This is a genomic window from Janthinobacterium sp. P210005 (genome assembly GCF_036231865.1).
Taxonomy (GTDB): Bacteria; Pseudomonadota; Gammaproteobacteria; order Burkholderiales; family Burkholderiaceae_D; genus Janthinobacterium; species Janthinobacterium kumbetense.
The window spans coordinates 417,071-442,381 of record NZ_JAZARC010000005.1; the positions used below are offsets into that span (position 1 = coordinate 417,071).

Genomic DNA, 25,311 nt, shown 5'->3' on the forward strand with positions numbered 1-25,311 from the left:
TCTATTAGTCAATTAAAAGGCACGCCACCGCCAGGCGGGGCGCGCCGTACAACATTTACTTCTTGTCGCTGCGGGTGATGAACACGCTGGCCACGCAGCTCGACACGATCAGTACCGCCACCACCAGCAAGGACGCTTCCACCGGCACGTGGTACCACGGCATGACCAGCATCTTGGCGCCGATGAACACCAGCACCATCGCCAGGCCATACTTGAGCATGTGGAAGCGGTCCGCCACGTCCACCAGCAGGAAATACAGTGCCCGCAAGCCCATGATGGCGAACAGGTTCGACGTGAAGACGATGAACGGGTCCGTCGTGATGGCGAAGATCGCCGGGATCGAATCGACCGCGAACACCAGGTCCGTCACCTCGATCAGGATCAGCACGAGGAACAGCGGCGTGACATAGCGCAAACCGCCCTTTGCCACGAAGAAACGTTCGCCATGGTCGCCATCGGCCACCCGCAAGTGACGGCGGGCAAAGCGCAGCACCGGGTTGTTCGCCACGTCCGGCTCCGCATCGGCCGCCACCAGCATGCGCATGCCCGTCACCAGCAGGAAGGCGCCGAACAGGTACAGCACCCAGCTGAACTCGCTCACCACCCACGCACCGGCCATGATCATCACGGCGCGCATGACGATCGCGCCCAGCACGCCATAGATCAACACGCGGCGCTGGTACTGGATCGGCACCTGGAAGGCGCTGAAGATCAGCAGGAAGACGAACACGTTATCGACCGACAAGGCTTTTTCGATCAGGTAGCCGGAGAAAAATTCCAGCGCCTTCTGGTTGGCGATCTCGGGACCGGCCGTGCCGTTCAGATACCACCACAGTCCGCCGTTGAACAGCAGGGCCAGGCTGACCCACACGAGCGACCACGTCGCCGCTTCCTTGACGCCCACCTTGTGCGCCTTGTTGCCGCCGAAGACGAACAAGTCCAGCGCCAGCATCACCAGGACAAAGGCGATGAAACCGGCCCACATGGGTGCCGTTGCAATACTTTCCAGGCCGTTCATCGGCGGCCTCCGCAATGCTCTGTTTGTATTCTGAAGTCCATGGCACTCTCCTTGCATGAATTGAGCAGCCATCATAGCCTTCTTATAAACATCGAACAAATCGAATATAATTTAAGAATACATCGAAAAATTCGATGTATTCATTTTTCGGAAAACACCATGTCCACACTCAACTTCAAGCACTTGCGCTATTTCTGGATGGTGGCCAAGACGGGCAGCATCGCGCGCGCGGCCGAGCAGCTGCACCTGACGCCGCAGTCGATTTCCGGCCAGCTCAGCGAGTTTGCCGACACCCTGGGCGTGGAACTGTTCCGCCGCAGCGGGCGCCAGCTGGAATTGACGGACACGGGCCGGCGCATCCTCAGCCATGCGGAAAGCATCTTCAGCACGGGCGATGAATTGCTGGAAATCGTGCGCGACCAGTCGCGCACGACGACGACGACCTTCCGCGTGGGCTGCGCCGATTCCGTGTCGAAACTGATCGCTTGCCGCCTCGTCGCGCCGGCGCTGGGACTGGCCGAGCCGCTGCGCATCATTTGCCGCGAAGGCCGGCTGGCCAGCCTGCTGGCGGACCTGGCCGTGCACCGGCTGGACCTGATCATGGCGGACCGTCCCATGCCGGCCCACTTGAGCGTGCGCGGCTTTAACCACTTGCTGGGCGAAAGCGGCATGACCCTGTTCGGCACGCCGGCGCTGGCCGCCACCCTGACCGGGGACTTTCCGCTATGCCTCGATGGGGCGCCGCTGCTGCTGCCCGGCGAAGACTTCGCCATCTACGGCCGCTTGCTGCAATGGCTGGGCGACAACAAGCTGCACCCGCGCATCGTCGGCGAGTTCGACGACAGCGCCATGATGAAAGCCTTCGGTCAGTCCGGCGCCGGCCTGTTCTTCGCGCCCACCGTCATCGCGCCCCAGGTCTGCGAACAATACGCCGTGGTGGCGCTGGGCCGGGTCGACAGCCTCGTCGAGCAAGTGTATGCGATCACCACGGAACGGCGCCTGAGCCACCCGGCCACCATCGCCATCAGCCAGAGCGCGCGGCGCGAGCTGTTCGTGTAAGCCGTGGCCATCCGGGCCGCACCTGGCGCCGAAAGTGCGGGCGCTCGTCGATTTCCTGGCCGAGGCGCAGCTGTTGTCGTCAATTGCCCACAAATAAGGCAGAGTAAAAACATTCGGACAAATATATCTTTATAATGGCAAGTCTTCCCGACGCCCTGCGCGCCCCTTCCTGGACTTGCCGCAATGAAGCACTTGCACGATATTCCCTCTGCCTTCAAGCATGAATTTGCCAACCCGCGCCTGTGGTGGTCGCGCGCCGTCGTCGTCGGCATGGCCGCCATCGCCGGTCTCGTCGTCGTGGGCTTTACGTGGCTGGCCGAGGAAGCGCTGGACCTGTTCCTGTTTTTTAACGGCAAGGCCTGGTGGTTCGCCCTGCTGTGGACGCCCGCCTGCGCCGCCCTGCTCGTCTGGCTGACGCGCCGCTACGCCATGGGCGCGGCCGGCTCCGGCATCCCGCAAGTGATGGCGACACTGGACCCGGCCGTGGCGCCCGGACAGCGCTCCTTGTTTGTCTCGTTGAAACTGAGCGCCGCGAAGATCGGCCTGACGGCGGGCGGCTTGCTGGGGGGACTCTCGCTGGGACGCGAAGGCCCGTCCGTGCAGATCGCCGCCGGCGTGATGCTGGCCGCGCGCCGCTGGCTGCCCCGCCACTCGCAGGTGAGCGCCCATTCCCTGCTGGTGGCGGGCGGCGCGGCCGGCATCGCGGCCGCCTTCAATACGCCGCTGGCGGGCGTCATGTTTGCCATCGAGGAACTGTCGCGCTCGCCCGAGCAGCGCAACAGCGGCCTCATCGTCGCTGGCATCGTGCTGGCCGGCATGATGGCCGTGTCCATCCACGGCAACGCTACCCACTTCGGCATCATCCATCCCGGCCCCATCGGCCTGGCGCTGGCCTTGCCGGGTTTGCTGGTGACCCTGGTCGCGGGCGTGGCCGGCGGCCTGTTTGCGCGCCTGCTGCTGGCGTCCGCCAGGGGCAATCCGCTGGGCAAGCTGTCCGCATGGAGAAAAGGCCGGCCCGTGCTGTTCGCCGCCGTCTGCGGTGTGCTGGTGGCGGCCATCGGCATCGCCAGCCATGGCGCCACGTTCGGCAGCGGCACCGTGGCCACGCGCGCCATGCTGGAAGGCTCGTCCGACGTGGCGCCCGCCTTCGTTGCCTTCAAATATGTGGCGACGTGGCTGACCGTGTGGTCGGGCGTGCCGGCCGGCATCTTCGCGCCTTCCCTGGCCATCGGCGCCGGCATCGGGCATGACATTGCGCAACTGCTGCACTACCCGCACGCGCCCGCCCTGATCGCGCTGGGCATGGTGGGTTTCCTGGCCGCCGCCACGCAAGCGCCGCTGACGGCTTTCATTATTGTCATGGAAATGGTCGACGGCCACGGCATGGTGCTCAGCCTGATGGCTTGCGCCGTCGTGGCCAGCACGGTGTCGCGCGTGCTCAGCGAACCGCTGTACGGGGCGCTGGCGCAGCTGCAATTGCAACGGTTGCCAGCGGCAACAAGCTAGAAATTACGGCAGGCACGCAGCAAGCGGCCATCCTGCCACTCGCAGACGGTGCGCGTGCCGTCGCCGGCCCAGGCCCGTTCCAGGCCCTGCTTGCGCCCGTGCACGTAGTCCACGGCATGGCGGGGCGAGCCGTCCGCATGCCATTCGCGCCAGGCGCCATGCGGCTCGCCATCGCGGTAGGAAGCGAGCCGGGCCAGCGTACCGTTCGCATGCCATTGCCTGTCCTCGCCCTGCGCGCGGCCCTGTTCATCCTGCTGGCGCTGGCGCAGCGGCGTGCCATCGTCGCGCCAGCTTTGCGTGCTCAGCATGACGCCATCTTCGAACAGGTTTTTCTGGTCCAGCTGGCCATTCGCGAAATACAGCAGCGACCAGCCCTGCGGCTTGCCATGCAGGAAATTGAGGCGCGACATTTCTCGGCCGTCCGGCCACCAGGCCTGGTGCAAGCCGTTGCGCTGGCCGTCCAGATACGGTCCCCGCTCGGCCAGCCGGCCATCCGGATGAAACGCCGTCACTTCACCGGTCAGCACGCCATCGGCGAAATGCGCGCGGTTGCTGACCTGGCCATGCTCGTCAAAGCTCAGGAATTCGCCATCGGCGGGCTGGCCCGCCTGGTACAGCAAGGCATGCCTCAGCTGGCCATTCGCATGAAAGTGGCTGTGCAAGCCGTCGTACTCGCCGTCGCGGTACGCCTTGCGGCTCTTCACCGTCCCGTCCGCATAGTATTCCACGTTCACGCCATTGAAATCGCCCTCCCCGTTGCGCTCTTCCAGCAGGCCCAGTTGGCCATCGGCAAAATACACGCTGCGCCGGCCGGCGTAGCGCGGCGACGCCACGTCGGTGCCCAGCAGCCAGGCATCCATGTGCAGCTTGCCCGGCGGCTGGGCGAAATGCAGCTGCCAATGCCAGGCCTGGCGGGCCGCATCGTAGCGCAGCGGCGCGCGCTGCTCGTACACGGCCGCGGCGGGCGCCACGGGCTGGTAATCCCCGTCAAAATACTGGGAGGCCGGCGACGGTTCGGCAGCCAAGGCCGGGGTGGCCGGGGCATTGTCCAGGGCGTGGGCCATGGAAACGGGCGGGGAACCGGCCAGGACGGCGGCCAGCAAAACAGAGGTGAGTATCTTCAATGCATGCTTTCATCAACGGTGCGACGGCGCCGATGATACGGGCAAGCGGAGCGGCGCGCCACACGCTTGCGCGTGACTACATGGTGAACGGAAACGGCTGCATGCCCGCCTGCCGGTCGTCGGGGGCGACGACGGCCAGCAAGGCGTTCAAGCCCTGGTTCAGGTGCGCCAGGCTGTCGGGGTCCAGCTGGGCCAGCGCACTGGGCAGCAAGCCGCGCGCCGGCTGCGGCGCGCCGGCGATGACGGCTTGCCCTTCCGCCGTCAGGGTCAGGGTGACCACGCGCTGGTCTGGCTGGTCGCGCGCCTTGCGCACATAGGTTTTTTTGACCAGCGCCTCGACCAGGTTGCTGGCCGTCGTCTGGTGGATCGACATCTTGCTGGCCAGCTCGCCCATGCGCAAGCCCGGCCGTTCCAGCAATTCCTGCATCACCCACAATTGCGCGCCCGACACGCCGCATTGCTTTTCGATTTGCGCCGAATGGCGCTGCGCCGCGCGCATGACGACGCGCATGTTTTGCAAGGCCATGCCTTGCGCCCTGGCCATCGCCGAAACTTCCGCTTCCACCACCATTGCCTCCAGTTATCCTGCCGGCTTCGCGCCTGCTGGCGGGCCGGAATCCCTGCATGATACCTGCAAAGGCGGACGACTCCTAGCGCATGGAAACTGGCTCTCCGGCCTGCCACGCCTGCTCCAGCACCAGCTTGCCGGCCTGGTCCCAGTGGCGCTCGATGCCGTGCTTCTTGCCGTGCTCATACGGCACGATCTGCCGCAGGCTGCCGTCGCTGTACCAGGTTTGCAGCAAGCCGTGGCGCTGGCCTTCGACAAACGGGGTCACGCTGGCGCGCGCGCCGTTGGCATGCCAATCCGTCGTGTCGCCGTGGTCGCGCCCCTGCGCGTCTTTCTGCCAGGCAAACACGGGCCGGCCATTCGGGGCCCACGTTTGCAAGCTGAGCACGGCACCCTTCTGGTACAGCGTCTTGTTCGACACGACGCCATTGCCATGGCTTTCAAACGACCAGCCGTCGGGTTGGCCGTGCACCCACACGGTGCTGGCCAGCACCTTGCCATCCTGCGCGTACATGACGAACTCGCCCTCGCGCTGGCCATCGACGTACCGCCCCTTCCGGAACAGCTTGCCATCCGCATAAAACGATTCCTCCACACCATCCATCTGGCCATGGCGTCGATACGAGCGGCTGCTGACTGCCCCATTCGCACCATACGACACATGCTCGCCATCGGCCATCTCGTCGCCGTGATACAGCGTACGACTCATCAGCTGGCCATTCTGGTGATACGTTTCCGAGATGCTGTCGCGCCCGTTCGGCAACGCGGTCACCCGCTGCTGAACCTGGCCATTTTCAAAGTACACGCTGCCGCCGAGCAGTTCCTCGCCCTGGGCATCGAAATAGGTTTCGCGCAGCAGCTGGCCATTTTCATGGTAATACTTGCGAAACTTCACGAACTTGACCTGGCTCAAGTCCAGGTCCGTGGCATAGGTTTCAAAGGCCGGCACGCCCGGCGTGTCGGGAAATTCGAGCCGCACATGCCAGGCGCCCAGCGCCTCGTCGCGCACGGGCGGCGTGCGCAGCGCATACACGGCGCCACGCTGATTGCTGGGCATGAAATTTTCATCCAAATACATGGTCCGGTCTTCCTCCTGCAAGGTTGGCGTCGGCGTTTGCCCTGCGGGCTGTGCCTGTGCCGCCAGCGGCGAGGCCAGGACCGCGCCCAGCAAGGCGGCCAGGGCCACGCGTGTCTTCTGTCGTGTGTGCATTGTGTTCCGTTGCAATGTTATCGTGCGGCGGCCATCATAATGGAAAGCAACGTTTTTCCCCGTCACGAAAGAAATCCATGCACTTGCCCTCCGCCCCCAGCGATACACAGATACTGGACATCATCGACGCCTGGATCGCCGACCTGGCGCGCGGCGATTACGCGTGCGCCCATGCGCGCACGGCGCACGACGCGTATTACGGCTGGACGCCGGCGCTGCTGCGCGCCGTGATCGAGGGTTATGGTTCGCCGCAGCCGTATGCGGATGGCAGCGTGTATCGCGTCACGCCGGCGGCGCTGGCCAGCGGCGCGCCGCACGAACGCTGCGTCGAGCGCCCGGCAAGCGAGGACGGCGGCGTGGCGATCGCCGAAGCGCGCCACGCCCTGCCACTGAACGGCGCCTGGTCGGACCTGACCGCCACGTTCCGCGTGGAAGGCACGGCGGCTGGCGCCATGCTGGTATTACAGGAAATTCACGTGTTCTAAGGTTCTAGGCCGCGCCATCCTTGACGGGCGACAACTGGCTCGCATGCAGGCGCGCATACGCGCCGCCCTGCTGCAGCAAGGTGGCGTGGCTGCCCGATTCCACCAGGCGCCCGCCCTGCATGACGACGATGCGGTCGGCGCTTTCGATGGTCGACAGGCGGTGGGCGATGACGATGGTGGTGCGGTTGCGCATCAGCACTTCCAGCGCCGCCTGCACGGAACGTTCCGACTCCGTGTCCAGCGCGCTGGTCGCTTCATCGAGCAGCAGGATGGGCGCGTCCTTGTACAGGGCGCGCGCGATGGCCAGGCGCTGGCGTTGCCCGCCCGACAGGCGCGAACCGTTCTGCCCCGCCTGCGTTTCGTAACCTTGCGGCAACTGCATGATGAAGTCGTGCGCATAGGCGGCGCGCGCCGACGCTTCGATGCGGGCCTGGTCCGGGGCCGGGTCGCCATACGCGATGTTCGCCGCCATCGTGTCGTTGAACAAAATCACATCCTGGCTGACGAGGGCGAACTGGCGCCGCAGGGCCAGCAAGGCGTAGTCGCGCAGGTCGACGCCATCGAGCAGGATCTGGCCGCCGCTGACGTCGTAAAAGCGCGGCAGCAAGCCCAGCAAGGTCGTCTTGCCGCCGCCGGAGCCGCCCACCAGGGCCACCGTTTCACCGGCGCGGATGTCGAGCGTGATATCGCTCAAGGCCGTGGGCGCATCGGGATCGTCGCTGTTGTAGCGGAAGTTGACGTTCTGCAAGGACAGATTGCCCTGCACCGTGACCGGCGCGATGGTGCCCGGGTCCGGTTCCAGCGGCGTGTCGATCAAGCCGAAGACGGACTCGGCCGCCGCCAAGCCCCGCTGCAGCGGCTCATTGATCTTCGTCAAATTCTTGATCGGCGACTGCATCGCCATCAGCGCGCCCATGAAGGCGACGAAGGCGCCCGGCGTGATGGCGCCGCTTTGCGCGCGCAGCATGGCGAAATAGATCACGGACGACAGGGTAATGCCGACGAGCATCATGATGAAGCCGGAATTCATGGCCGAGGTGGCGGCATGCTTGACGGCCAGCTGGCGGTTGCGCTTGACGACGTTGACGAAGCGCGCCTGTTCATAATCCTGGCCGCCAAAGATTTTCACCACGCGCTGGCCGCCGATGCTTTCGTCCAGCACGGACGTCAGCTCGCCCACGGCTTGCTGCGAACTCTTGCTCAGGTGGCGCATGCGGCGGCCCGCCAGGGTCACGACGATGGCCACGATGGGCATCGACGCCATGCAGAACAGGGCCAGTTTCACGTCGATGCTGAACAATAAAATCAGGTAGCCGACGGTGGCGACGGAATCGCGCACCATCACGTTGAGCACGTTCAAGCCCGCCTGCGACACCTGGCTGGCGTCGAAGGCCACGCGCGACTGCGTCAGGCTGGTGGTGGTGGTGTCGAAAAAGCGGCTGGGCAGGCGCATGATGGTGGCGAACATCTTTTCGCGCAAATCCGCCTGCACCCGGCTCGATAACCAGACGGAACCGTAATCGCCGGCAAAGCTCGACACCATGCGCAACACGGCCAGGCCCAGGATGGTGGCGGGAATCACCCACAAGTCCACCTGCCCTGCCTGTGCCGGCAAGAAACGGTCGACCCAGCCCTGCAGCATGCCCATCACGCCGGACGCGGGCGCGGCCTGCGTGCTGGCCGTCGCGCGCATGGCGTCGACGACGTTTTGCAGTTGCCTGATTAACAACACATCGGTGGCGGACGCCACGCCCACGGCCAGCAAGGTGGCGGCAACGATGGCGCCATAGCGGCGAAACTGGCCGGCCAGGCGGAAGAACAGGAGGCGACTTTGCTGCATGCAGATGGGAAAAAGAAGGTAAAACGTGATTCTAACCGTTGCGGGTGGCTTTCCCCCAAGAAAGTAGAGCAGCATGGCTTGCGCGCCTGGCCATGGTGACAATTGGAGATGGTGATGGTGAAAATACGACCTACACTTGCTGAGCTAGCTTAACGATGCCGAGACATCGGGACTGGCCCTACACGCCGCGGGCCTGGCGGCGCACCCCATCCTTCCTGGAGATACCATGAGCGTTCCCATCTACAAAGTAAAGGCCGTGCACCTCGCCATCGACAAGAGCCTTCCCCCGCATTTGCATGTGAGCGCGATCGGCGAAGTCAGCTCCGGCGGCTGGCAGGCGGTCCCCCTCGCACCGCGCGTCTACCTCAAGCCGCCGCAGGACGGCATCCAGGACCTGGACTTCGGGGCGACGCCGCCCAGGGGCAGCGAGTCCGTGATCCAGGTCATCCTGCCCATCGTGGCGGGCGCCGTCCTTGCCCTGCCGGACTGGCTCAAGGGCGTGCGCGTCCATGCCAGAACCAATGCGGTGGTCACCTTGCTCACCGACGAGGCATGCTTGCACCAGGTGGCAGCCATCAACCACGACTAGGCAGCCGCAGCGCACGCTGCGGGCAGTCATCGCGACGCCGCCCTCCCGGCAAGGAAGGGCGGCGGCCGGTGCTTATTGTTTTTTCACTTTCCAGGCAGCCGTGCCGGCCTTGCAGACCGTCAGCTTGAGGGTCTGTTCCTGACCCTTGGCGCTCAAGCCCACCTGTACCTTGCGGCAGGTTTGCTCATCCGTCTTTTGCGTGTCGCTGGCCGTGATGTCGGCGGCGATGCGCACGGAATTGCGCAAGCCTTCATTGCTCCATTGCACGGTTTCGCCATCTTTCTTGTCATTGAGCACGTCGGTGACGGCCTTGACGAAGACGGGCTTGTCGTTCTTGTTCAGGTAAGCCATCGGCGTATCGGCCAGGAAACCCAGGCCGACGGCGGAAGCGGAAGCGCTGAAGACGACGCTGCCGAAGATCAGGGCGGACAGCAGTGTGGCGGGACGTATACGCATGAAAAACTCCTTTAAAGTAAAAATAGGGACCGCCGGGGCGGCCCTCAGCCGGGGTCCGCCGGCGAAATGCCCGCGGCCAGCAAGGCGTCGATGCTGGGCACGAAATAGATCGCCGACGACAGCGCCGTGGAAAAATCCAGCAGCCGGTCCGTCTTGGTGACGCCATCATAGCCTACGCCGTACATTTGCCGCAGCATGCCCATGGTCACGGAGATGTCCTTGCAAAAACCGACAAACATGACGCCCGCCTCGGTGGCATTGGCGTAATTGGCGTTGCGGCGCACGATATCGACTTCCTCGCCATCGCGGATGAACTGGTTGCGGCCCACGTGGGAATCGACGGGCAGTGGCGACAATTCATGGCTGCCGGCCTTGGTGCGGCCCCACACCTGCTCCGCCGCGTGCACGGGCAAGGCCCGCAGGCGCTCCACGTCCATGCGCCATTTCTGCAGCAGCACGGTGGAGCCGCCCGCGCCCGCTTCGCCGTCCGGGATGATGGCCACGCCGTTGGCGCGGAACGGATTCGGGTTGGCGACGCCGTCGGCAAAGCCGTCAAACGTCACATTATTGTGATACGGAAAACACACCTGTTCGCTGGCCAGCTCGGCGAAGGGACTGAGCAAGGTGAGCGTCGTGCGCATGCTGTCGTACAGGGTGGCCGCGTTCGACTGCGTGATCCAGACCCAGAAATCGTGCTGGGTGGCCGGCGCCGTCTTGCCGTTGGCGCCCACCAGGTCGTGCGCGAACGATGCCATATTGTCCGGCACGCAGCCGGGGCACGCGGCGCGCCACAGTTCGGGCTTGAATCCCAGCACCACATTGGCCGTGCCGCCCGTCAACTGATGGTGGCGGTTCAGGGTGGGGTCCAGGATGCCCGTGACTTCGGATTCCCACAGCTTGCCCAGCCGCTGGAACAGCTGCCGCATGTCGACGCCGGCCTTCACCTTGAACTGCAAATGCACTTCGTCGCGCGCGACGACAGACAGCATGCTTTGTGGAATTGCCATGACAGTTGTTCCTCTTTTTCGTTTCTATGTGGATCTTAAACCAGAAGTGCCGGTTGGCAGTTTCATTTTGGCAACATGCGATAACTGTAACTATAGGTAGTCATGAATTGGACGATAATGCAATGACGTAGAGCAAGAATAAGAATGGATACCATTGCATGAAATTGTATGAAAAGCTCGTCAGCGACATCGAGCAACTGGTGGCCAAGGGCGTGCTCTTGCCCGGCGAACGCATTCCCTCCGTGCGCCAGACCAGCCAGCAGCACAAGCTGAGCATCACCACGGTGCTGCGCGCCTACGTCAAGCTGGAGGGCATGGGCGTGATCGAAAGCCGGCCCCAGTCCGGCTACTTCGTGCGCCAGCGGGCCAGCGACACAGCCACGCCGTCCATCTGCATGCAGGCATCGCACCCCAGCCCCGTGCCGGCGGAAGTGCACGTGAGCCGCCTGGTGCTGTCGACCCTGCGCTCGATCGGCTTGCATGACGCCATCCCGCTGGGCTCGCCCTACCCCGACCCGTCGCTGTTTCCCTGGGAACGCATCAACCAGTATGCGGGCGCGGTGGCGCGCCGCAACCGCGCCTGGAACGTGACGGACGACCTGCCGCCGGGCAACCCGCAACTGATCCGCGAAATCGCCCGCCGCTACATGGAAAACGGCCTGGCCGTCGATCCCGACGAAATCATCGTCACCGTGGGCGCCACGGAAGCCATCAACCTGTGCCTGCAAGCCGTGGCCAAGCCGGGCGACACCATCGCCGTCGAGTCGCCCACCTTCTACGCCATGCTGATGGCCGTCGAGCGCCTGGGCATGAAGGTGGTGGAAGTGTCCACCGACCCGTATGAAGGCATCAGCATCGAGGCGCTGGCCGACATCATGGCCCGGCAGCCGATCGCCGCCGTCATGGTGATGCCGAACTTCCAGAATCCGCTGGGATTCCAGATGTCCGACCAGCGCAAGCGGGCCTTGTACCAGCTGCTGGAGCAGCACGACGTGCCCGCCATCGAAAACGGCGTCTACAACGAGCTGTATTACGGCGACGCGCACCCAACCTCGCTCAAATCCTACGACCGCAAGGGCCTGGTGCTGCATTGCTCCTCGTTTTCCAAGAGCCTCAGTTCCGCGCAGCGCGTGGGCTGGGCCCTGGCCGGACGCTACCGGGGCAAGGTGGAGGAACTCAAATTCCTCAACACCCTGGCCACGTCCTCGTTTCCCCAGCTGGCCATCGCCGAATACCTGCAAAACGACGGCTACGAACAGCATCTGCGCCGCACCCGCAAGGCGTATGCCCAGCAGGCGCGCATCATGGCGGCCGCCGTGCAGCGTTTCTTTCCTGCTGGCACGAAAATCTCGCACCCGCAGGGCGGCTACGTGCTGTGGGTGGAATTGCCTGGCGACATAGACTCCATGCAGCTGTACCGGCGCGCGCTGGAATGCAAGATCACGGTGGGTCCGGGGCGCATGTTTTCCGTCAGCCAGGCCTACAAGCATTGCATCCGCCTCAACTACAGCTATCCGTGGAGCGTGGGCGTGGAACAAGCCATTATTCTTCTCGGCAAACTCATCACCGAATTCCTGTAGGCATTTCACGCAGTCCCGTCACCCGCCCACCAGCGACATGCGCACGGTGGGATATTGCTTGCGGCCGCTGGCCTGGGCCAGTGCGCCGCGCACTTCCGAATAGCGGTCGCCGCGGCGCTGCCAGTGCCGGCGCAGCAGGCTTTCCAGACCTTGCGCAGAATCAAGCCGGGGCCGCAGGTCGAGGCCGTCCTGGGCGAACAAACAGGTAAACAGCTTGCCGTCCGACGACACGCGCACGCGGCTGCAATCGCCGCAGAACGGCTGCGACACGCTGGAAATGAAGCCCACTTCGCCGCCGCCATCCAGATAACGGTAGCGGCTGGCCGTTTCGTGCGAGACAGGCTTGCCTTCGCCCAGCGACACGAGGGGGAACTCGGCGGCGATCAGCGCGCGCGCCGCCTCGGACGTGACGACGTGCGTGCGCGACCAGGCGCCGATGCCGCCCACGTCCATGAATTCGATCAGGCGCAGCACCACGCCCGTGTGGCGGAAATGGCGCGCCAGCGGCACGATCTGGCTGTCGTTGACGCCTTTCTGCACCACCATGTTGACCTTCACGGGAGTCAAGCCCACGGCTTGCGCTACCTCAATGCCGTGCAGCACTTTTTCGACGGGAAAATCGACGCCATTCATGCGCTGGAAAATGCCGTTATCCAGGCTGTCGAGGCTGACGGTGACCCGCTCCAGGCCCGCATCCTTGAGCGAACGCGCCTTGGCCGCCAGCAAGCTGCCATTCGTCGTCAGCGCGATGCTCACGGCGCGCCCGTCCGGCGTGGTCAGTTTCGCCAGCGCCTCGATCAGCTGTTCCAGGTTCTTGCGCAGCAGCGGCTCGCCGCCCGTGATGCGGATCTTGTCGACGCCGAGGCGCACGAAGGCGCGCGCCATCGTCTCGATCTGCGCGAAGGACAGGCGTTCGCTCGATGGAAGAAACGGGTAATCGCTGGGGTACAGCTCGGCCGGCATGCAATAGGTGCAACGGAAGTTGCACTGGTCGATGACGGAAATGCGCAAATCCGTCAGGGGGCGGCCCAGCATGTCCACGCACGGTTCGATATGGCTTGGCTGCCGGAGCGCCGGCTGCGGATACAGGATGGTGTTCATGGTGCTTCCCCTCGATAGGCATTCGTCTGGAAGTAGCATAGGACGAATGAAGGGGGTCAAGGAGGTACAGTCCGGCGCCAGCCGATAGAGTACAGACGCGCGGGACTGTGCTCCTACTGCGCTGGCGGTGCCGCAAACACCGTGGCGCACAGGTCCGCGCCCGCCGCGCTGAGCAGCGCGCTGCCGCCGCCGCTCTCCGCCGTCGTCACGTTCACCAGTCCCGCGCTGGACAGCGCATTGAGCTGGCGCAACAAAGTGCTCATCTGTACTCCCGCCCGCTTGGCCAGCTTGGCCAGCGACCACGGCTTCTCCGGCGCCTCCTGCCGCGCTTCCCACAGCAGCGCCAGCAGCGCTATCAGGGCCGCGTCGATGCCGTCTTCCTTGTCTTCCTTGTCTTCCTTGTGCATGTTTTTTCTCCTTGTCCACATCATAGATCACGGCCGGCGCCGGCGCGACCGACATCGTCATCTTGCCATCTGTACTCTGTTTTTTTGTCCGGAACTGTGCGCCTACGGGGCAAGCCGCCGCCCCTACCATGTGATTGTCCCATCGCATATCACCAGGAGAGTCATCATGAGCAAGCCAAAGTCCGACGCGCGCATCGCGCCCTACACCCATGCCGCGGCCGGTTGGGGTGCCCTCAAGTACGTGGCCATCAACCTGTTCAAGGAAAAAGTCAGCGCGGGCAATTACCGTTCGCTGTTCGAACAAAACCAGCCCGACGGCTTCGACTGTCCCGGCTGCGCCTGGCCCGACCGCGAACACGCGTCCACGTTCGAATTCTGCGAAAACGGCGTCAAGGCCGTGGCCGCCGAATCGACGAGCAAGCGCGTGCGCCCGGAATTTTTCGAGGAGCACACGGTCACCGCATTGATGGAGCAGTCGGACTATGATCTGGAACAACATGGCCGCTTGACGGACCCCATGGTGTACGACGCGGCCAGCGACAAATACCAGGCCATTTCCTGGGACGACGCCTTCGCCCTCGTGGCGCACCACCTGCACGTGCTGGACGACCCGAACCAGGCCGCCTTCTACACGTCGGGCCGCGCCAGCAACGAAGCGGCTTTCCTGTATCAACTGTTCGTGCGCGCCTACGGCACGAACAACTTCCCCGACTGTTCCAACCTGTGCCACGAAGCGACGAGCCGCGGCTTGCCGGAAACGGTCGGCATCGGCAAGGGCACGGTGCTGCTGGACGACTTCGAGCACGCGGACACCCTGCTGCTGTTCGGCCAGAATCCCGCCACCAACCACCCGCGCATGCTGGGCGAATTGCGCGAAGCGTCGCGCCGCGGCGCCACCATCGTTTCCATCAACCCGCTGCACGAACGGGGCCTGGAGCGCTTCACCAGCCCCCAACATCCGCTGGAAATGCTGACGGGCGGCAGCACGAACATTTGCTCGCTGTTCATCTGCCCCACGCTGGGCGGCGACTTCGCGCTGATCAAGGCCATGGCCAAGCGCGTCGTCGAACTCGATGACGACGCCATCTCCCATGGCCAGGAGCGCGTGCTCGACTGCGATTTCATCGCCGAACACACGAGCGGCTTCGACGCCTTCGCCGCCGACCTGCGCGCGGAAAGCTGGGACTTGCTGCTGGCCGAATCGGGCGTGGCGCGCGACAAGATCGAAGAATTGACGCAGATCTATGTGAAGGGCAAGGCCGTCATCGCCACCTGGGGCATGGGCGTGACGCAGCACAAGAATTCGCTGGCCACCGTGCAAATCCTGTCGAACTTGATGATGATGCGCGGCAATATCGGCAAGCGGGGCGCGGGCCTGTGCCCCGTGCGCGGACATTCGAACGTGCAGGGCGACCGCACCATGGGCATAGAAGAACAGCCGACCAAGGAATTCCTCGACCGCCTGGGCCTCGTCTTCAACTTCGAGCCGCCCCGCCACCACGGCTACGACGCCGTCGGCACCATCGAAGCCATGCTGGAGAAAAAGGTGAAAGTGTTCGTCGCCCTGGGCGGCAATTTCTCCATGGCCACGCCGGACACGCCGCGCACCTGGGATGCGCTGCGTTCGTGCGACCTGACCGTGCACATCGCCACCAAGCTCAACCGCAGCCACCTCGTGCACGGCAAGGATGCGCTGATCCTGCCCACCCTGGGACGCACGGAAATCGACGTGCAGTCAGGCGTGGCGCAAGGCGTGACGGTGGAAGACTCGATGAGCATGGTGCATATCTCGTTCGGCATGAACCAGCCCGCCTCGCCCAATCTGCGTTCGGAAATCGCCATCGTGGCCGGCATGGCGCAAGCGACCCTGGGCAGCGAGAAGATCGACTGGCTGCGCTATTCCGGCAACTATGCCTTGCTGCGCGATTCCATCGAGCAAGTGTTCGATGACTTTTTCGACTACAACTTGCGCGTGGCCAAGCCGGGTGGTTTTCACCTGGAAATCGCCTCGCGCGAACGGGTATGGAAGACGGAAAGCGGCAAGGCGCAATTCCTCGTCAACGCAGTGGAACTGGACACGCCGATCCACCGTGCACGCCAGCAATATGGCGAGCGCCTGATGGTGCTGATGACAACACGTTCGCACGACCAGTACAACACGACCATCTACGCCATGGACGACCGCTACCGTGGCGTCTTCGGCCAGCGCCGCGTCGTCTTCATCAACAAGGACGACCTGGCCATGCTGGGCTTTGCGGCCGGCGACTGGGTCGACCTGATCGGCGTGTGGCACGACGGCATAGCACGCCGCGCCGACCGTTTCCTGCTGGTCGAGTACGACATCCCGCGCGGCTGCATCGGCGCCTACTATCCGGAAACCAATCCGCTGGTGCCGCTCGACAGCGTCGGCTACGGTTCGCGCACGCCGACCTTCAAATCCATCCCCGTGCTGCTGTCGCCTTCGGCCGCAGTCAGCTGAACAGGAGAACGCCATGTTCGGTTTCGATACCCTGGACCTGTCGCGCGCGCAATTTGCGATGACGGCCATCTTCCACATCCTGTGGCCCATCTTGACGATCAGCCTGTCGCTGTTCCTGTTCGTCGTCGAGGCGCTGTGGCTGCGCACCAGCGACCCCGTGTACTACCGCCACGCGCGCTTCTGGAGCAAGTTGCTGGTGCTCAACTTCGCCGTCGGCGTCGTCAGCGGGATTCCCCTGGAATTCCAGTTCGGCACCAACTGGGCGCCGTTTTCGCACCATTCCGGCCAGTTCATCGGCAACATCCTCGGCTTCGAAGGCGCCATGGCCTTCATGCTGGAAGCGGGTTTCATCGGCGTCATGATGTTCGGCTGGGGCCGCGTACCGAAGGGCGTGCACCTGTTTGCCACCGGCATGGTGGCGCTGGGGTCCAGCATTTCCTCGTTCTGGATCATGGTCGCCAATTCCTGGATGCAGACGCCGGCCGGCGTGCGCGTGGTGGACGGCAAGATCATCGTCACCGATTACGTGGCCGCCATCTTCAATCCCGACATGGCCTGGGCCGTGGGCCACATGTGGGTGGCCGCCGTGGAAACGGGCTTGTTCGTCATCGCCGGCATTTCCGCCTGGTATATGTTCAAGCGCCGCGAACCGGCCTTCTTCGCCCGCTCGTTCAAGCTGGCGCTGATGTTGCTGCTGGTCATTGCACCGTTGCAAGTGTGGCTCGGCGATTCCAGCGGCGTCGACGTCTTCAAGACCCAGCCCGCCAAGGGCGCGGCCATCGAAGGCCACTGGCACACGAACCGCGATGGCGAGGGCGCGGCCTGGTCCTTGCTGGCCTGGCCCAACCAGGCGGAGCAAAAGAATGACTGGTCCGTCGAAGTGCCCGGCATGCTCAGCGTGATCGCCACGCATAGCGCCACGGGCAAGATCACGGGCCTGGCCGACATCGCCCGCGCAGACCAGCCGCCCATGCTGCCGCTGCTGTACTACGCGTTCCGCGCCATGGCCGGCATCGGCATGTGGTTCGTGCTGCTGTCGTTCTGGACCTTCGTGGCCTGGCGCAAGGTGGGTGGACGGGTGCAGGAGTTCGTGTGCAACCGCAAGCTGCTGCTGGCCTGGGTGCTGACGATTCCGCTGCCCTACATCGCCGTCGAGTGCGGCTGGATCGTGCGCGAAGTGGGCCGCCAGCCGTGGGTCGTGTACGGCTTGCTGCGCACGCGCGACGCCGTCTCCGACGTGGCGGCCCACGCCGTGGCCGGCAGCATGCTGATGTTTGCCGTGTTTTACGTCGTGCTGTTCCTCACCTTCTTTGTGTTCGCAAAGAAATGGCTGCAACAAGGCCCGGACGTGGCGCTGCCGCTGCCGGACGCCGCCCATGCCGCGGGGTATTGACATGCGCCGCTATCTGACTAGGAGTATGTAATGGATATGAATTCGCATGCCATGCTGGGCAATGCCTGGTTCGGCTTGATCGGCCTGATGCTGATCTTTTACGTCGTCACGGACGGCTTCGACCTGGGCGTGGGCATCCTCAGCCTGTTCACCCGCCGCGAGCAGGAACGCAACCTGATCTTCCAATCGATCGCCCACGTGTGGGACGCCAACGAAACCTGGCTGGTGGTGGTGGGCGGCGCCCTGTTCGGCGCCTTTCCCAGCGCTTACGCCACCTTGCTGGAACAGCTGTACATTCCCATCATGCTGCTGATCGCCAGCCTGATCATGCGCGGCGCCTCGATCGAGTTCCGCCATGCGGCCGGCAACAAGCGCCTGTGGGACGTGGTCTTCGGCGTGGGCAGCCTGCTGGCCGCCGTGGCGCAAGGCGTGGTGCTGGGCAAGGTCATCACGGGCTTGCAGCCGGGCTGGCTGAGCGGCATCTTCACGGCGTGCACGGCACTGGGCGTGGTAGCCGGCTATTGCCTGCTGGGCAGCACGTATCTGATCAAGAAGACGGGCGGCCTGCTGGAAGCGGCGGCGCGCCGCTACGCGACCACCAGCGTGCTGGCGACGGTCGCGGCCGCCATCGTGCTGTCGGCTGGCACCATGGTCTTCAGCGCCATCGGCCACGACCGCTGGGCACAGCCGGGCGTGTTCGGCGTGCTGCTGGCCCTGGCCGCCATCGCCGCCAGCGCCTTCATCTACATCCTGTGGGCCGTGCATGTGAACGGCGTGCGCGGCCCCTTCCGCGGCGCCATCGTGCTGTTCCTGGCGTCGTTCGCGGGCCTGGCCATCAGCTTTTTCCCCGACCTGGTGCCGGGCAAACTGAGCATCGCGGCGGCCGCGTCCGACGAACCGACCCTGATCTTCATGCTGATCGGCATGGGCACGATGCTGCCGATCATGATCGGCTACAACCTGTTCCAATATTACGTCTTCGAGGGCAAAGTCGTGCCCCGGAAACATTGATTCACATCACAGCATGCGTCTTCCATCATGATCATTCGCCCCACCACCAACTGGTTCCGCATGCTGTTTGTCTGGGATGGCTCGGTGCTGCAAGCCATCATCCCGCAATTGCTGCTGATGCTGGTCGTCAGCTCGCTGGCCTTGCTGACGGATGGCCGTATCTTCGGCGTCAAGATTCCGCTCGATACGGCGCCGTTTCCCATGGTCGGCATCAGCCTGGCGATCTTTCTCGGCTTTCGCAATAACGCCAGCTATGCGCGCTTCGTCGAGGCGCGGCATATCTGGGGGCAATTGCTGATCGCCGCGCGGGCCCTCGCTTCGCAGGCGCTCACGTATCTGCCGCAGGAAACGAGCGGCCTGGACCACCAGTTGCTGCTGCGCCGCCTGGTCGCCTTCGTCTACGCGCTCAAGCACCAGTTGCGCCAGACGGACCCGCAGGAAGACCTGGCGCGCTACCTGCCGGCCGAAGACGTGCAGCGCTTGCAGGGCGTCAACTTCAAGCCCGTCGCCATACTGCATGCGGTGCGCGCCATGCTGCACGACGCCGTGCAGCGCCAGCCGGGCCAGACGCAGCTGCTGTGGATGCTCGACACCCAGCTCAACGACCTGGCCGCCACCGTTGCCGGCTGCGAGCGCATCAAGAACACGCCGATCCCGTATCCGTACGGCGTGCTGGTGCACCGCACCGTCTACATGTACTGCTTCCTGTTGCCGCTGGGCCTGGTGGACGCCATCGGCGTGGCCACGCCCCTCATTTCCGTCTTCGTCGCCTACACCCTGTTTGCGCTGGAAGCCATCGCGCAGCAGATCGCCGAACCGTTCGGCCTGGCGCCCAACTGCCTGGCCCTGAACGCCATGACGCGGGAAACGGAACGCTCGCTGCTGGAATTGCATGGCGACCCGCTGCCGCCCTCGATACGGCCCTGCCCGCGCTATCAGATCGATTAACTGGAGGATACATATCATGGAATGCGACATCACCACCATCGAGCGCGACGGCTACCTGGACGTTCCCATGGTGCGCCACCAGGGGGGCGTGGCCACGGCGGGCCGCGACATGGTGGCCGAGGAGTATCCCGTGGCCCTCGTCTACAACGGCATCGCCCACGCCGTGATGATGGCCACGCCGCGCGACCTCGAGGAATTCGCCGTCGGCTTTACCTTGACCGAAGGCATCGTCGGCAGCGTGCGCGACATCTACGACCTCGACGTGTGCTGCGGCGAGGATAGCGCGGAAGTGCGGCTGACCATCGCGCAGCCGGATTTGATCAAGCTCAAGGGCCGCCGCCGCGCGTTGTCCGGGCGCACGGGCTGCGGCGTGTGCGGCATCGAAAGCCTGGCCCTGCTGGACCTGGTGCCGGAAAAGATCACGCGCCCCCTGCCGCCGCTGGTGGCCAGCAGCGCCATCCTCGGCCGCGCCGCGCGCGAACTGCTGCCTTACCAGGAGCTGATGCACAAGACGGGCGGCGTGCATGCGGCCGCCTGGTGCACGGCCGAGGGCGCCATCGTGAAAGTGTTCGAGGACGTGGGCCGGCATAACGGCCTGGATAAACTGATCGGCTACCTGGCGCTGCACCGCATCGCCATGCACGACGGCTTCGTCTTCCTGTCCAGCCGCGCCAGCTATGAACTGGTGCGCAAGTCGGCGCGCATGCATATCGGGCTCGTCGCCACCATCTCGGCGCCCACCTCGCTGGCCATCCGCATCGCGCGCCAGGCCGGCATGCAGCTGGCCAGCTTTTGCCGCCGCGACGGCTTTGTCGATTACACGGCCGGCGACGGGGAAGATTGCGGCCAGCATGCACCTTAGCATGCACCTTGAACGGCAAATGCTGCATTCTTTGCTGTAAAGCAAGTGCACGCTTGACTTGCCATCGCTGCGGGCTTTCAATGGTCATTGTTTCCATTAATTAACTTTGTCCGCGTGCCGGCACACGACGCGGCAGCGATGAAAGGATGACCGCAATGGCCCTGGCACAGGAGCAGCATCTGATGGATACGTGGCAAACGGGCGGCTTGAAGCCGCGCGCCTGCGACTGCGGCGGCACCGTCTTCACCATCCTGCACCAGCGGGTGATGGCGGACATGCGGCGCCGGCAATTTCTCGGCGGCGCGGCCGCCATGCTGGCGCCCTTCATCGGATTGTCCACCAGCAACGCCATCGCCCAGCAGCCGCAAACGCCCCAGCGCCCCCTGCTGCTGACCAATCTGCGCCTGTTCGACGGCACGGGCAAGGCGCCCCGTTCCGGCATCCACGTGCTGGTGACGGGCCCGACCATTACCGCCCTGTTGCCGGCCGGCGAAAAGGTGGACGGCGCGCAAGTGATCGATTGCCAGGGCAAGCTGGTGATGCCGGGCCTGATCGACGCCCACTGGCACACCATGCTGGCCGCCATCAACCAGGTGACGGCCATGACGTCCGATATCGGCTATCTGTACCTGGTGGCGGCGCAGGAAGCGCAGCGCACCTTGCTGCGGGGCTTTACGTCCGTGCGCGATCCGGGCGGCCCCGCGTTTGCATTGCAGCGCGCCATCGATGAAGGCATCGTCGATGGCCCGCGCATCTTTCCGTCGGGCGCCATGATTTCGCAAACGTCGGGCCATGGCGACTTCCGTTTGCGCTCCGACATCCCCCGTGCGGCGAATGCGCCGCTGGGCATGGCGGAAACGGCAGGCATGGCCATGATCGCCGATGGCGAAGCGGAAGTGCTGCGTCGCGTGCGCGAGCAGCTGATGCTGGGCGCGACGCAGATCAAGATGATGGCGGGCGGCGGCGTCGCCTCCATGTACGACCCGCTCGACAGCACGCAGTATTCGGAGCGCGAACTGCGCGCCGGCGTGGAAGCGGCGGCCGACTGGGGCACGTATGTGATGACCCACGTCTACACGCCGAAAGGCATACAGCGGGCCATCCGCGCCGGCGTGCGCAGCATCGAGCATGGCCAACTGGCGGACGACGACTCCGCGCGCCTGATGCGCGACACGGGCACGTGGTGGAGCCTGCAACCGTTCCTGCAAGACGCGGATGCGAACGTGTATCCCGATGCGGCGCGCAAGGCCAGCCAGAGGATCGTATCCGAAGGCACGGTGAGGGCGTATGCGCTGGCGCAAAAGTACGGCATCAAGACGGGCTGGGGCACGGATATCCTGTTCAACGCGAAAAACACGCCCACGCAAGGCCGCCAGCTGGCGAAACTCACGCGCTTTTACGATCCATTGACCTTGCTGGCGCAGGCGACGGGGCAAAATGGCGAACTGCTAGCCCTGTCCGGGCAGCGCTCGCCCTACCCGGGCACCTTGGGCAAGCTGGCCGCGGGCGCGCTGGCCGACTTGCTGGTGGCCGATGGCGACCCTGCGAAAAACCTCGATTTCCTTGCCCAGCCGGAAGAAAACCTGCTGCTGATCATGAAGAACGGGCGCATCTACAAGGACAAATTGCGCGCGCCATTGGCAAGCTGAAGACTGGCGCGTTGGCAACGGCGTTGGCTTGCCGCATAATGCGCCCATGTTCAAACTGACTTTTCTCGGCACGTCTTCCGGCGTGCCCACGCGCTACCGCAACGTCACGTCGCTGGCCCTGCAAACGACGCACAACCGCGACTGGTGGATGATCGATTGCGGCGAAGCCACGCAGCACCGGCTGCAGCGCCTGCCCCTGTCCGTGCACGACCTGGTGGGCATCTGCATCACCCACGTGCACGGCGACCACAGCTATGGACTGCCGGGCTTGCTGGCCAGCGCCTCGATGACGGGGCGCAAGAAGCCCTTGCTGCTGATCGCCCCGGCCGCCATCAAGGCCTGGATCGACGCCACCCTGCTGCACACGGAACTGTTCCTGACGTATCCGCTGATCCACATCGACGTGGACAGCGCGCCAGTGGTGTACGAGGAAGCGGGCTTGACCGTCTCGCGCCACGCGCTGTCGCACCGCGCACCGAGCGTCGGTTATCGTTTCGCGCTGGAAACGAGCAGGTGGAAGCTGGACAAGGCCGCCCTGCAGGCGGCCGGTGTGCCGCCCGGTCCCGCCTGGGGACTCTTGCAGGCTGGCCAGGATGCGCTGCTCGACGATGGCACGGTCTTGCGCGCCGCCGCTTTCCGCCAGACGGAAACGCAGCGCGCCACGGTGGTGGTCGGCGGCGACAACGACACGCCAGCCTTGCTGGCCGACGCTTGCGCGGATGCGCAACTGCTCGTGCATGAAGCCACCTACACGGAAGCCATGCTGCAGAAAGTGGGGCCCGGCCCCACGCACAGTTCCGTGCAGCGCGTGGCGCAGTTCGCCGAAGCGGTCCGCTTGCCGAACCTGATCCTCACCCACTTCAGCGCCCGCTATCACCATGCGGAAGGCATGGCCGAGCTGGAAACGGAAGCGCGGCTGCATTACTCGGGCGAACTATTCCTCGCGCGCGACTTCGACAGCTATGAACTCGACGCGGCCGGCGTGCTGACCAAGCTGCCGGCAAAATCGTCGCTCAGTGGGGATTGACGCCATACTGCGCCGCATACTCCGCGGCCAGCGCGCGCGCCGCCTGCTGCTGTGACGGCGTGAGAATTTCCAGCAACTGGTCGCGGTTCTTGATCGATTGCGCGCTGCCCGCCTCGGCCGGCATGGCGATCCACGCATACGCCTGCACGTAATCGAGTTCCACGCCCTGCCCCTGCGCGTACAGCAAGCCGTATTCATTCTGCGCCGACAGGGAACCGGCTTCGGCCGCCTGCTTGTACCAGAACGCCGCCTCGGCATAGTCTTGCGGTACATCAATTCCCTTGCGGTAAGCCTGCGCCAGGTTGAATTGCGACTGGCCATCGCCCGCCTCGGCCGCCTGGCGGCCATACGCGAGCGATTGCGCCATGTCTTGCGCGACGCCATCGCCGCCCGCATACATCAGGGCCAGATTCGCCAGCGATGGCGGGAAACCCGCTTGCGCGGCCGCCGTGAACAATTCCACCGCTTTCGGCAAATCCTGCGTCACGCCATGGCCCTGGTAATACAGGCTGGCCAATAAATGCTGGCCAGCCGGATCGCCCGTGCGCGCCGCCGCATCGAATTGCTTGAAGGCCTCGGCATAATGACCGTCGTTATAAGCGAGAATGCCCGCTTCATTCAAAGATTCAGGAGAGGAGCTCATAAAGATTCCTTATTCGGGGATTTTTTGGCATTGTACACAGCACTGTTCCGCGCAGAATGCACGATAGGAATCGTGTGGCGCATTGCCGGATTCATGCAGTATGATCATTCTCCGCCTGATGTAATCCACGCATTGTGCACTCGTGCCAGCCCATAAATATCGCCATGAAACTGATCGCTCTGCTTTTATCCCTGATTTCCACCTCGGTCTATGCTGGCACCTTGCATCTGGATAAAGCCGCGACAGGCAAAGTGCGGCAAGCCGCCGATATCCGCTATGCGAATCACGATGAAAAACAGACGTATCGGCTGAAAATCGGAAAGCAGTGGATGAATGGCAGTTGCAGCAGCAGCGGCACGGGCAATTTGCACGCGCTGCTGCTGGACATGAATTTCGACGGCCATGCCGACCTGTGGGTCACCGGATACACGGATAGCCAGGGACGCATCCGCTGTTCCGATGTATGGTTATGGGATGCGCCAGCGCAGCAATACCGTTTCAATCAACCCTTGTCAGCCATTCCGAATCTGAACATCAACATGGCCGAGCAAAGAATCGAAGGGGGCATTCCCAATTGCGGCTGCGCGGCGCAATGCTTTTATGAAGACAGCTATGCGTGGCAAGCCAGCAAATTAATTACCATCGCCCGGCGCGAACAGGATTGCGAACGCTATCGGGAATACCGCTTGAATGACAAAACCGATTTGATTATCGTCAAGGATGAAATCATCGATAGCGGCAATCCCGGCCAGCAGGCAATCGAGAATAGCAAAATCTTTGACTGGCAGCGCCATGCGCAAACCATGCGCAAACCCTGGGAATGAGGTTTATCCAGCCTCATTTTCGCCACAGACACGACACCAGCGAGTAATGACATGACGACACATCCAGCTTCCATTACCTTCCATCCCGCCAAGGCGGAAGACACTCCGGCCTTTATCGACTTGCGGGGCAGGACGCGGCAAAACGCCGTGTCCGCGGAACGCCTGGCGGAAGTGGGCATCACGGCCGACACCTGGGCGGAAATGATGCGTTCGGGCAGCCTGCCTGGCCACGTCTGCCATCATGACGACCAGCTGGCCGGCTACTGCTTTGGCGAGCGTGACACGGGCGAAATCATCGTCCTGGCGCTGCTGCCGGAATTCGAGGGGCTCGGTATCGGCAAGACCTTGCTGGAACTGGTGATGACGGAACTGCGCGCGCACGGTCATCAACGGCTGTTCCTCGGCTGCTCCGACGACCCCGCTTCGCGTTCGTACGGCTTTTACCGCTACCTGGGCTGGACCTCGACGGGCGAGACGGACAAATATGGCGACGACGTGCTGGAGTTTCGCTTTACGGCCTAGCGT

Annotated in this window: 24 protein-coding genes; 14 read left to right on the forward strand and 10 right to left on the reverse strand. The window is 64.0% G+C overall.

Annotated elements, in window-relative coordinates; genetic code table 11:
• Positions 1-55: 55 nt before the first annotated feature.
• Positions 56-1,018 (reverse strand): TerC family protein, encoded by a 963-nt coding sequence (locus tag VPH40_RS21140; protein WP_305061289.1) that lies wholly within the window; start codon positions 1,016-1,018, stop codon positions 56-58.
• A gap of 159 nt (positions 1,019-1,177) precedes the next feature.
• On the opposite strand from VPH40_RS21140, the gene nhaR reads away from it, so the two are divergent.
• Positions 1,178-2,077: a transcriptional activator NhaR gene (gene nhaR / locus VPH40_RS21145; protein WP_289899266.1), complete on the forward strand. Its 900-nt coding sequence runs from the start codon at positions 1,178-1,180 to the stop codon at positions 2,075-2,077.
• Positions 2,078-2,260: 183 nt separating this feature from the next.
• A complete protein-coding gene (locus VPH40_RS21150; RefSeq protein ID WP_328574414.1) occupies positions 2,261-3,583 on the forward strand; it encodes a chloride channel protein in 1,323 nt (440 codons plus the stop codon).
• Here VPH40_RS21150 and VPH40_RS21155 read toward each other — a convergent pair.
• The 3 genes from VPH40_RS21155 to VPH40_RS21165 all read right to left on the reverse strand — a co-directional run bounded on the left by VPH40_RS21155 (position 3,580) and on the right by VPH40_RS21165 (position 6,485).
• Positions 3,580-4,707, reverse strand: a complete 1,128-nt coding sequence (locus VPH40_RS21155) for a toxin-antitoxin system YwqK family antitoxin (protein WP_328574415.1) — start codon at positions 4,705-4,707, stop codon at positions 3,580-3,582. The genes VPH40_RS21150 and VPH40_RS21155 overlap by 4 nt on opposite strands.
• Positions 4,708-4,783: 76 nt before the next feature.
• Complete coding sequence (locus VPH40_RS21160; RefSeq protein ID WP_099664914.1) at positions 4,784-5,278, reverse strand: MarR family winged helix-turn-helix transcriptional regulator; 495 nt, start codon at positions 5,276-5,278, stop codon at positions 4,784-4,786.
• 79 nt (positions 5,279-5,357) lie between these two features.
• Positions 5,358-6,485, reverse strand: coding sequence for a toxin-antitoxin system YwqK family antitoxin (locus VPH40_RS21165; protein WP_328574416.1), 1,128 nt, complete (start codon positions 6,483-6,485; stop codon positions 5,358-5,360).
• 77 nt (positions 6,486-6,562) lie between these two features.
• Between VPH40_RS21165 and VPH40_RS21170 the strand changes: the two genes are divergently transcribed.
• Complete coding sequence (locus tag VPH40_RS21170) at positions 6,563-6,970, forward strand: hypothetical protein (protein WP_305053508.1); 408 nt, start codon at positions 6,563-6,565, stop codon at positions 6,968-6,970.
• Between the two features lie 4 nt (positions 6,971-6,974).
• Here VPH40_RS21170 and msbA read toward each other — a convergent pair whose 3' ends face one another.
• A complete protein-coding gene (gene msbA, locus VPH40_RS21175) occupies positions 6,975-8,810 on the reverse strand; it encodes a lipid A export permease/ATP-binding protein MsbA (RefSeq protein WP_251350808.1) in 1,836 nt (611 codons plus the stop codon).
• A 226-nt stretch (positions 8,811-9,036) separates the two neighbouring features.
• Here msbA and VPH40_RS21180 point away from each other — a divergent pair, with 226 nt between their 5' ends.
• Complete coding sequence (locus VPH40_RS21180) at positions 9,037-9,399, forward strand: hypothetical protein (RefSeq protein ID WP_328574417.1); 363 nt, start codon at positions 9,037-9,039, stop codon at positions 9,397-9,399.
• Between the two features lie 72 nt (positions 9,400-9,471).
• On the opposite strand, the gene VPH40_RS21185 is transcribed toward VPH40_RS21180, so the two are convergent.
• Positions 9,472-9,855, reverse strand: coding sequence for a hypothetical protein (locus VPH40_RS21185; protein ID WP_251350810.1), 384 nt, complete (start codon positions 9,853-9,855; stop codon positions 9,472-9,474).
• 44 nt (positions 9,856-9,899) lie between these two features.
• Positions 9,900-10,862, reverse strand: coding sequence for a Dyp-type peroxidase (locus tag VPH40_RS21190; protein ID WP_328574418.1), 963 nt, complete (start codon positions 10,860-10,862; stop codon positions 9,900-9,902).
• A 158-nt stretch (positions 10,863-11,020) separates the two neighbouring features.
• On the opposite strand from VPH40_RS21190, the gene VPH40_RS21195 reads away from it, so the two are divergent.
• Positions 11,021-12,442, forward strand: coding sequence for an aminotransferase-like domain-containing protein (locus tag VPH40_RS21195; protein ID WP_328574419.1), 1,422 nt, complete (start codon positions 11,021-11,023; stop codon positions 12,440-12,442).
• An 18-nt stretch (positions 12,443-12,460) separates the two neighbouring features.
• Here VPH40_RS21195 and moaA read toward each other — a convergent pair whose 3' ends face one another.
• Both moaA and VPH40_RS21205 read right to left on the reverse strand, forming a co-directional pair.
• Positions 12,461-13,543 carry a GTP 3',8-cyclase MoaA gene (moaA, locus tag VPH40_RS21200; RefSeq protein WP_328574420.1) on the reverse strand — a complete coding sequence of 361 codons (1,083 nt, stop codon included), beginning with the start codon at positions 13,541-13,543 and terminating at the stop codon, positions 12,461-12,463.
• A 113-nt stretch (positions 13,544-13,656) separates the two neighbouring features.
• A complete protein-coding gene (locus VPH40_RS21205; RefSeq protein WP_328574421.1) occupies positions 13,657-13,950 on the reverse strand; it encodes a helix-turn-helix domain-containing protein in 294 nt (97 codons plus the stop codon).
• Positions 13,951-14,116: 166 nt separating this feature from the next.
• On the opposite strand from VPH40_RS21205, the gene VPH40_RS21210 reads away from it, so the two are divergent.
• The 7 genes from VPH40_RS21210 to VPH40_RS21240 all read left to right on the forward strand — a co-directional run bounded on the left by VPH40_RS21210 (position 14,117) and on the right by VPH40_RS21240 (position 23,319).
• Positions 14,117-16,429 carry an FdhF/YdeP family oxidoreductase gene (locus tag VPH40_RS21210; RefSeq protein WP_328574422.1) on the forward strand — a complete coding sequence of 771 codons (2,313 nt, stop codon included), beginning with the start codon at positions 14,117-14,119 and terminating at the stop codon, positions 16,427-16,429.
• A gap of 13 nt (positions 16,430-16,442) precedes the next feature.
• Positions 16,443-17,822, forward strand: coding sequence for a cytochrome ubiquinol oxidase subunit I (locus tag VPH40_RS21215; protein WP_328574423.1), 1,380 nt, complete (start codon positions 16,443-16,445; stop codon positions 17,820-17,822).
• 30 nt (positions 17,823-17,852) lie between these two features.
• Entirely contained in the window at positions 17,853-18,833 is a 981-nt protein-coding gene (locus VPH40_RS21220) for a cytochrome d ubiquinol oxidase subunit II (RefSeq protein WP_251350817.1), read from the forward strand.
• Between the two features lie 27 nt (positions 18,834-18,860).
• On the forward strand, positions 18,861-19,781 hold the full coding sequence (locus tag VPH40_RS21225; protein WP_328574424.1) for a bestrophin family protein: 921 nt from the start codon (positions 18,861-18,863) through the stop codon (positions 19,779-19,781).
• 16 nt (positions 19,782-19,797) lie between these two features.
• Positions 19,798-20,643 (forward strand): formate dehydrogenase accessory sulfurtransferase FdhD, encoded by an 846-nt coding sequence (gene fdhD / locus VPH40_RS21230; protein ID WP_328574425.1) that lies wholly within the window; start codon positions 19,798-19,800, stop codon positions 20,641-20,643.
• Between the two features lie 155 nt (positions 20,644-20,798).
• On the forward strand, positions 20,799-22,292 hold the full coding sequence (locus tag VPH40_RS21235) for a metal-dependent hydrolase family protein (RefSeq protein WP_328574426.1): 1,494 nt from the start codon (positions 20,799-20,801) through the stop codon (positions 22,290-22,292).
• 46 nt (positions 22,293-22,338) lie between these two features.
• On the forward strand, positions 22,339-23,319 hold the full coding sequence (locus VPH40_RS21240) for a ribonuclease Z (RefSeq protein WP_328574427.1): 981 nt from the start codon (positions 22,339-22,341) through the stop codon (positions 23,317-23,319).
• Here the strand turns inward: VPH40_RS21240 and VPH40_RS21245 are convergent.
• A complete protein-coding gene (locus VPH40_RS21245; protein WP_099664930.1) occupies positions 23,306-23,962 on the reverse strand; it encodes a tetratricopeptide repeat protein in 657 nt (218 codons plus the stop codon). The genes VPH40_RS21240 and VPH40_RS21245 overlap by 14 nt on opposite strands.
• 164 nt (positions 23,963-24,126) lie before the next feature.
• Between VPH40_RS21245 and VPH40_RS21250 the strand changes: the two genes are divergently transcribed.
• Complete coding sequence (locus VPH40_RS21250; protein WP_328574428.1) at positions 24,127-24,786, forward strand: XAC2610-related protein; 660 nt, start codon at positions 24,127-24,129, stop codon at positions 24,784-24,786.
• A gap of 51 nt (positions 24,787-24,837) precedes the next feature.
• Positions 24,838-25,308: a GNAT family N-acetyltransferase gene (locus VPH40_RS21255; protein ID WP_328574429.1), complete on the forward strand. Its 471-nt coding sequence runs from the start codon at positions 24,838-24,840 to the stop codon at positions 25,306-25,308.
• Positions 25,309-25,311: the final 3 nt, after the last annotated feature.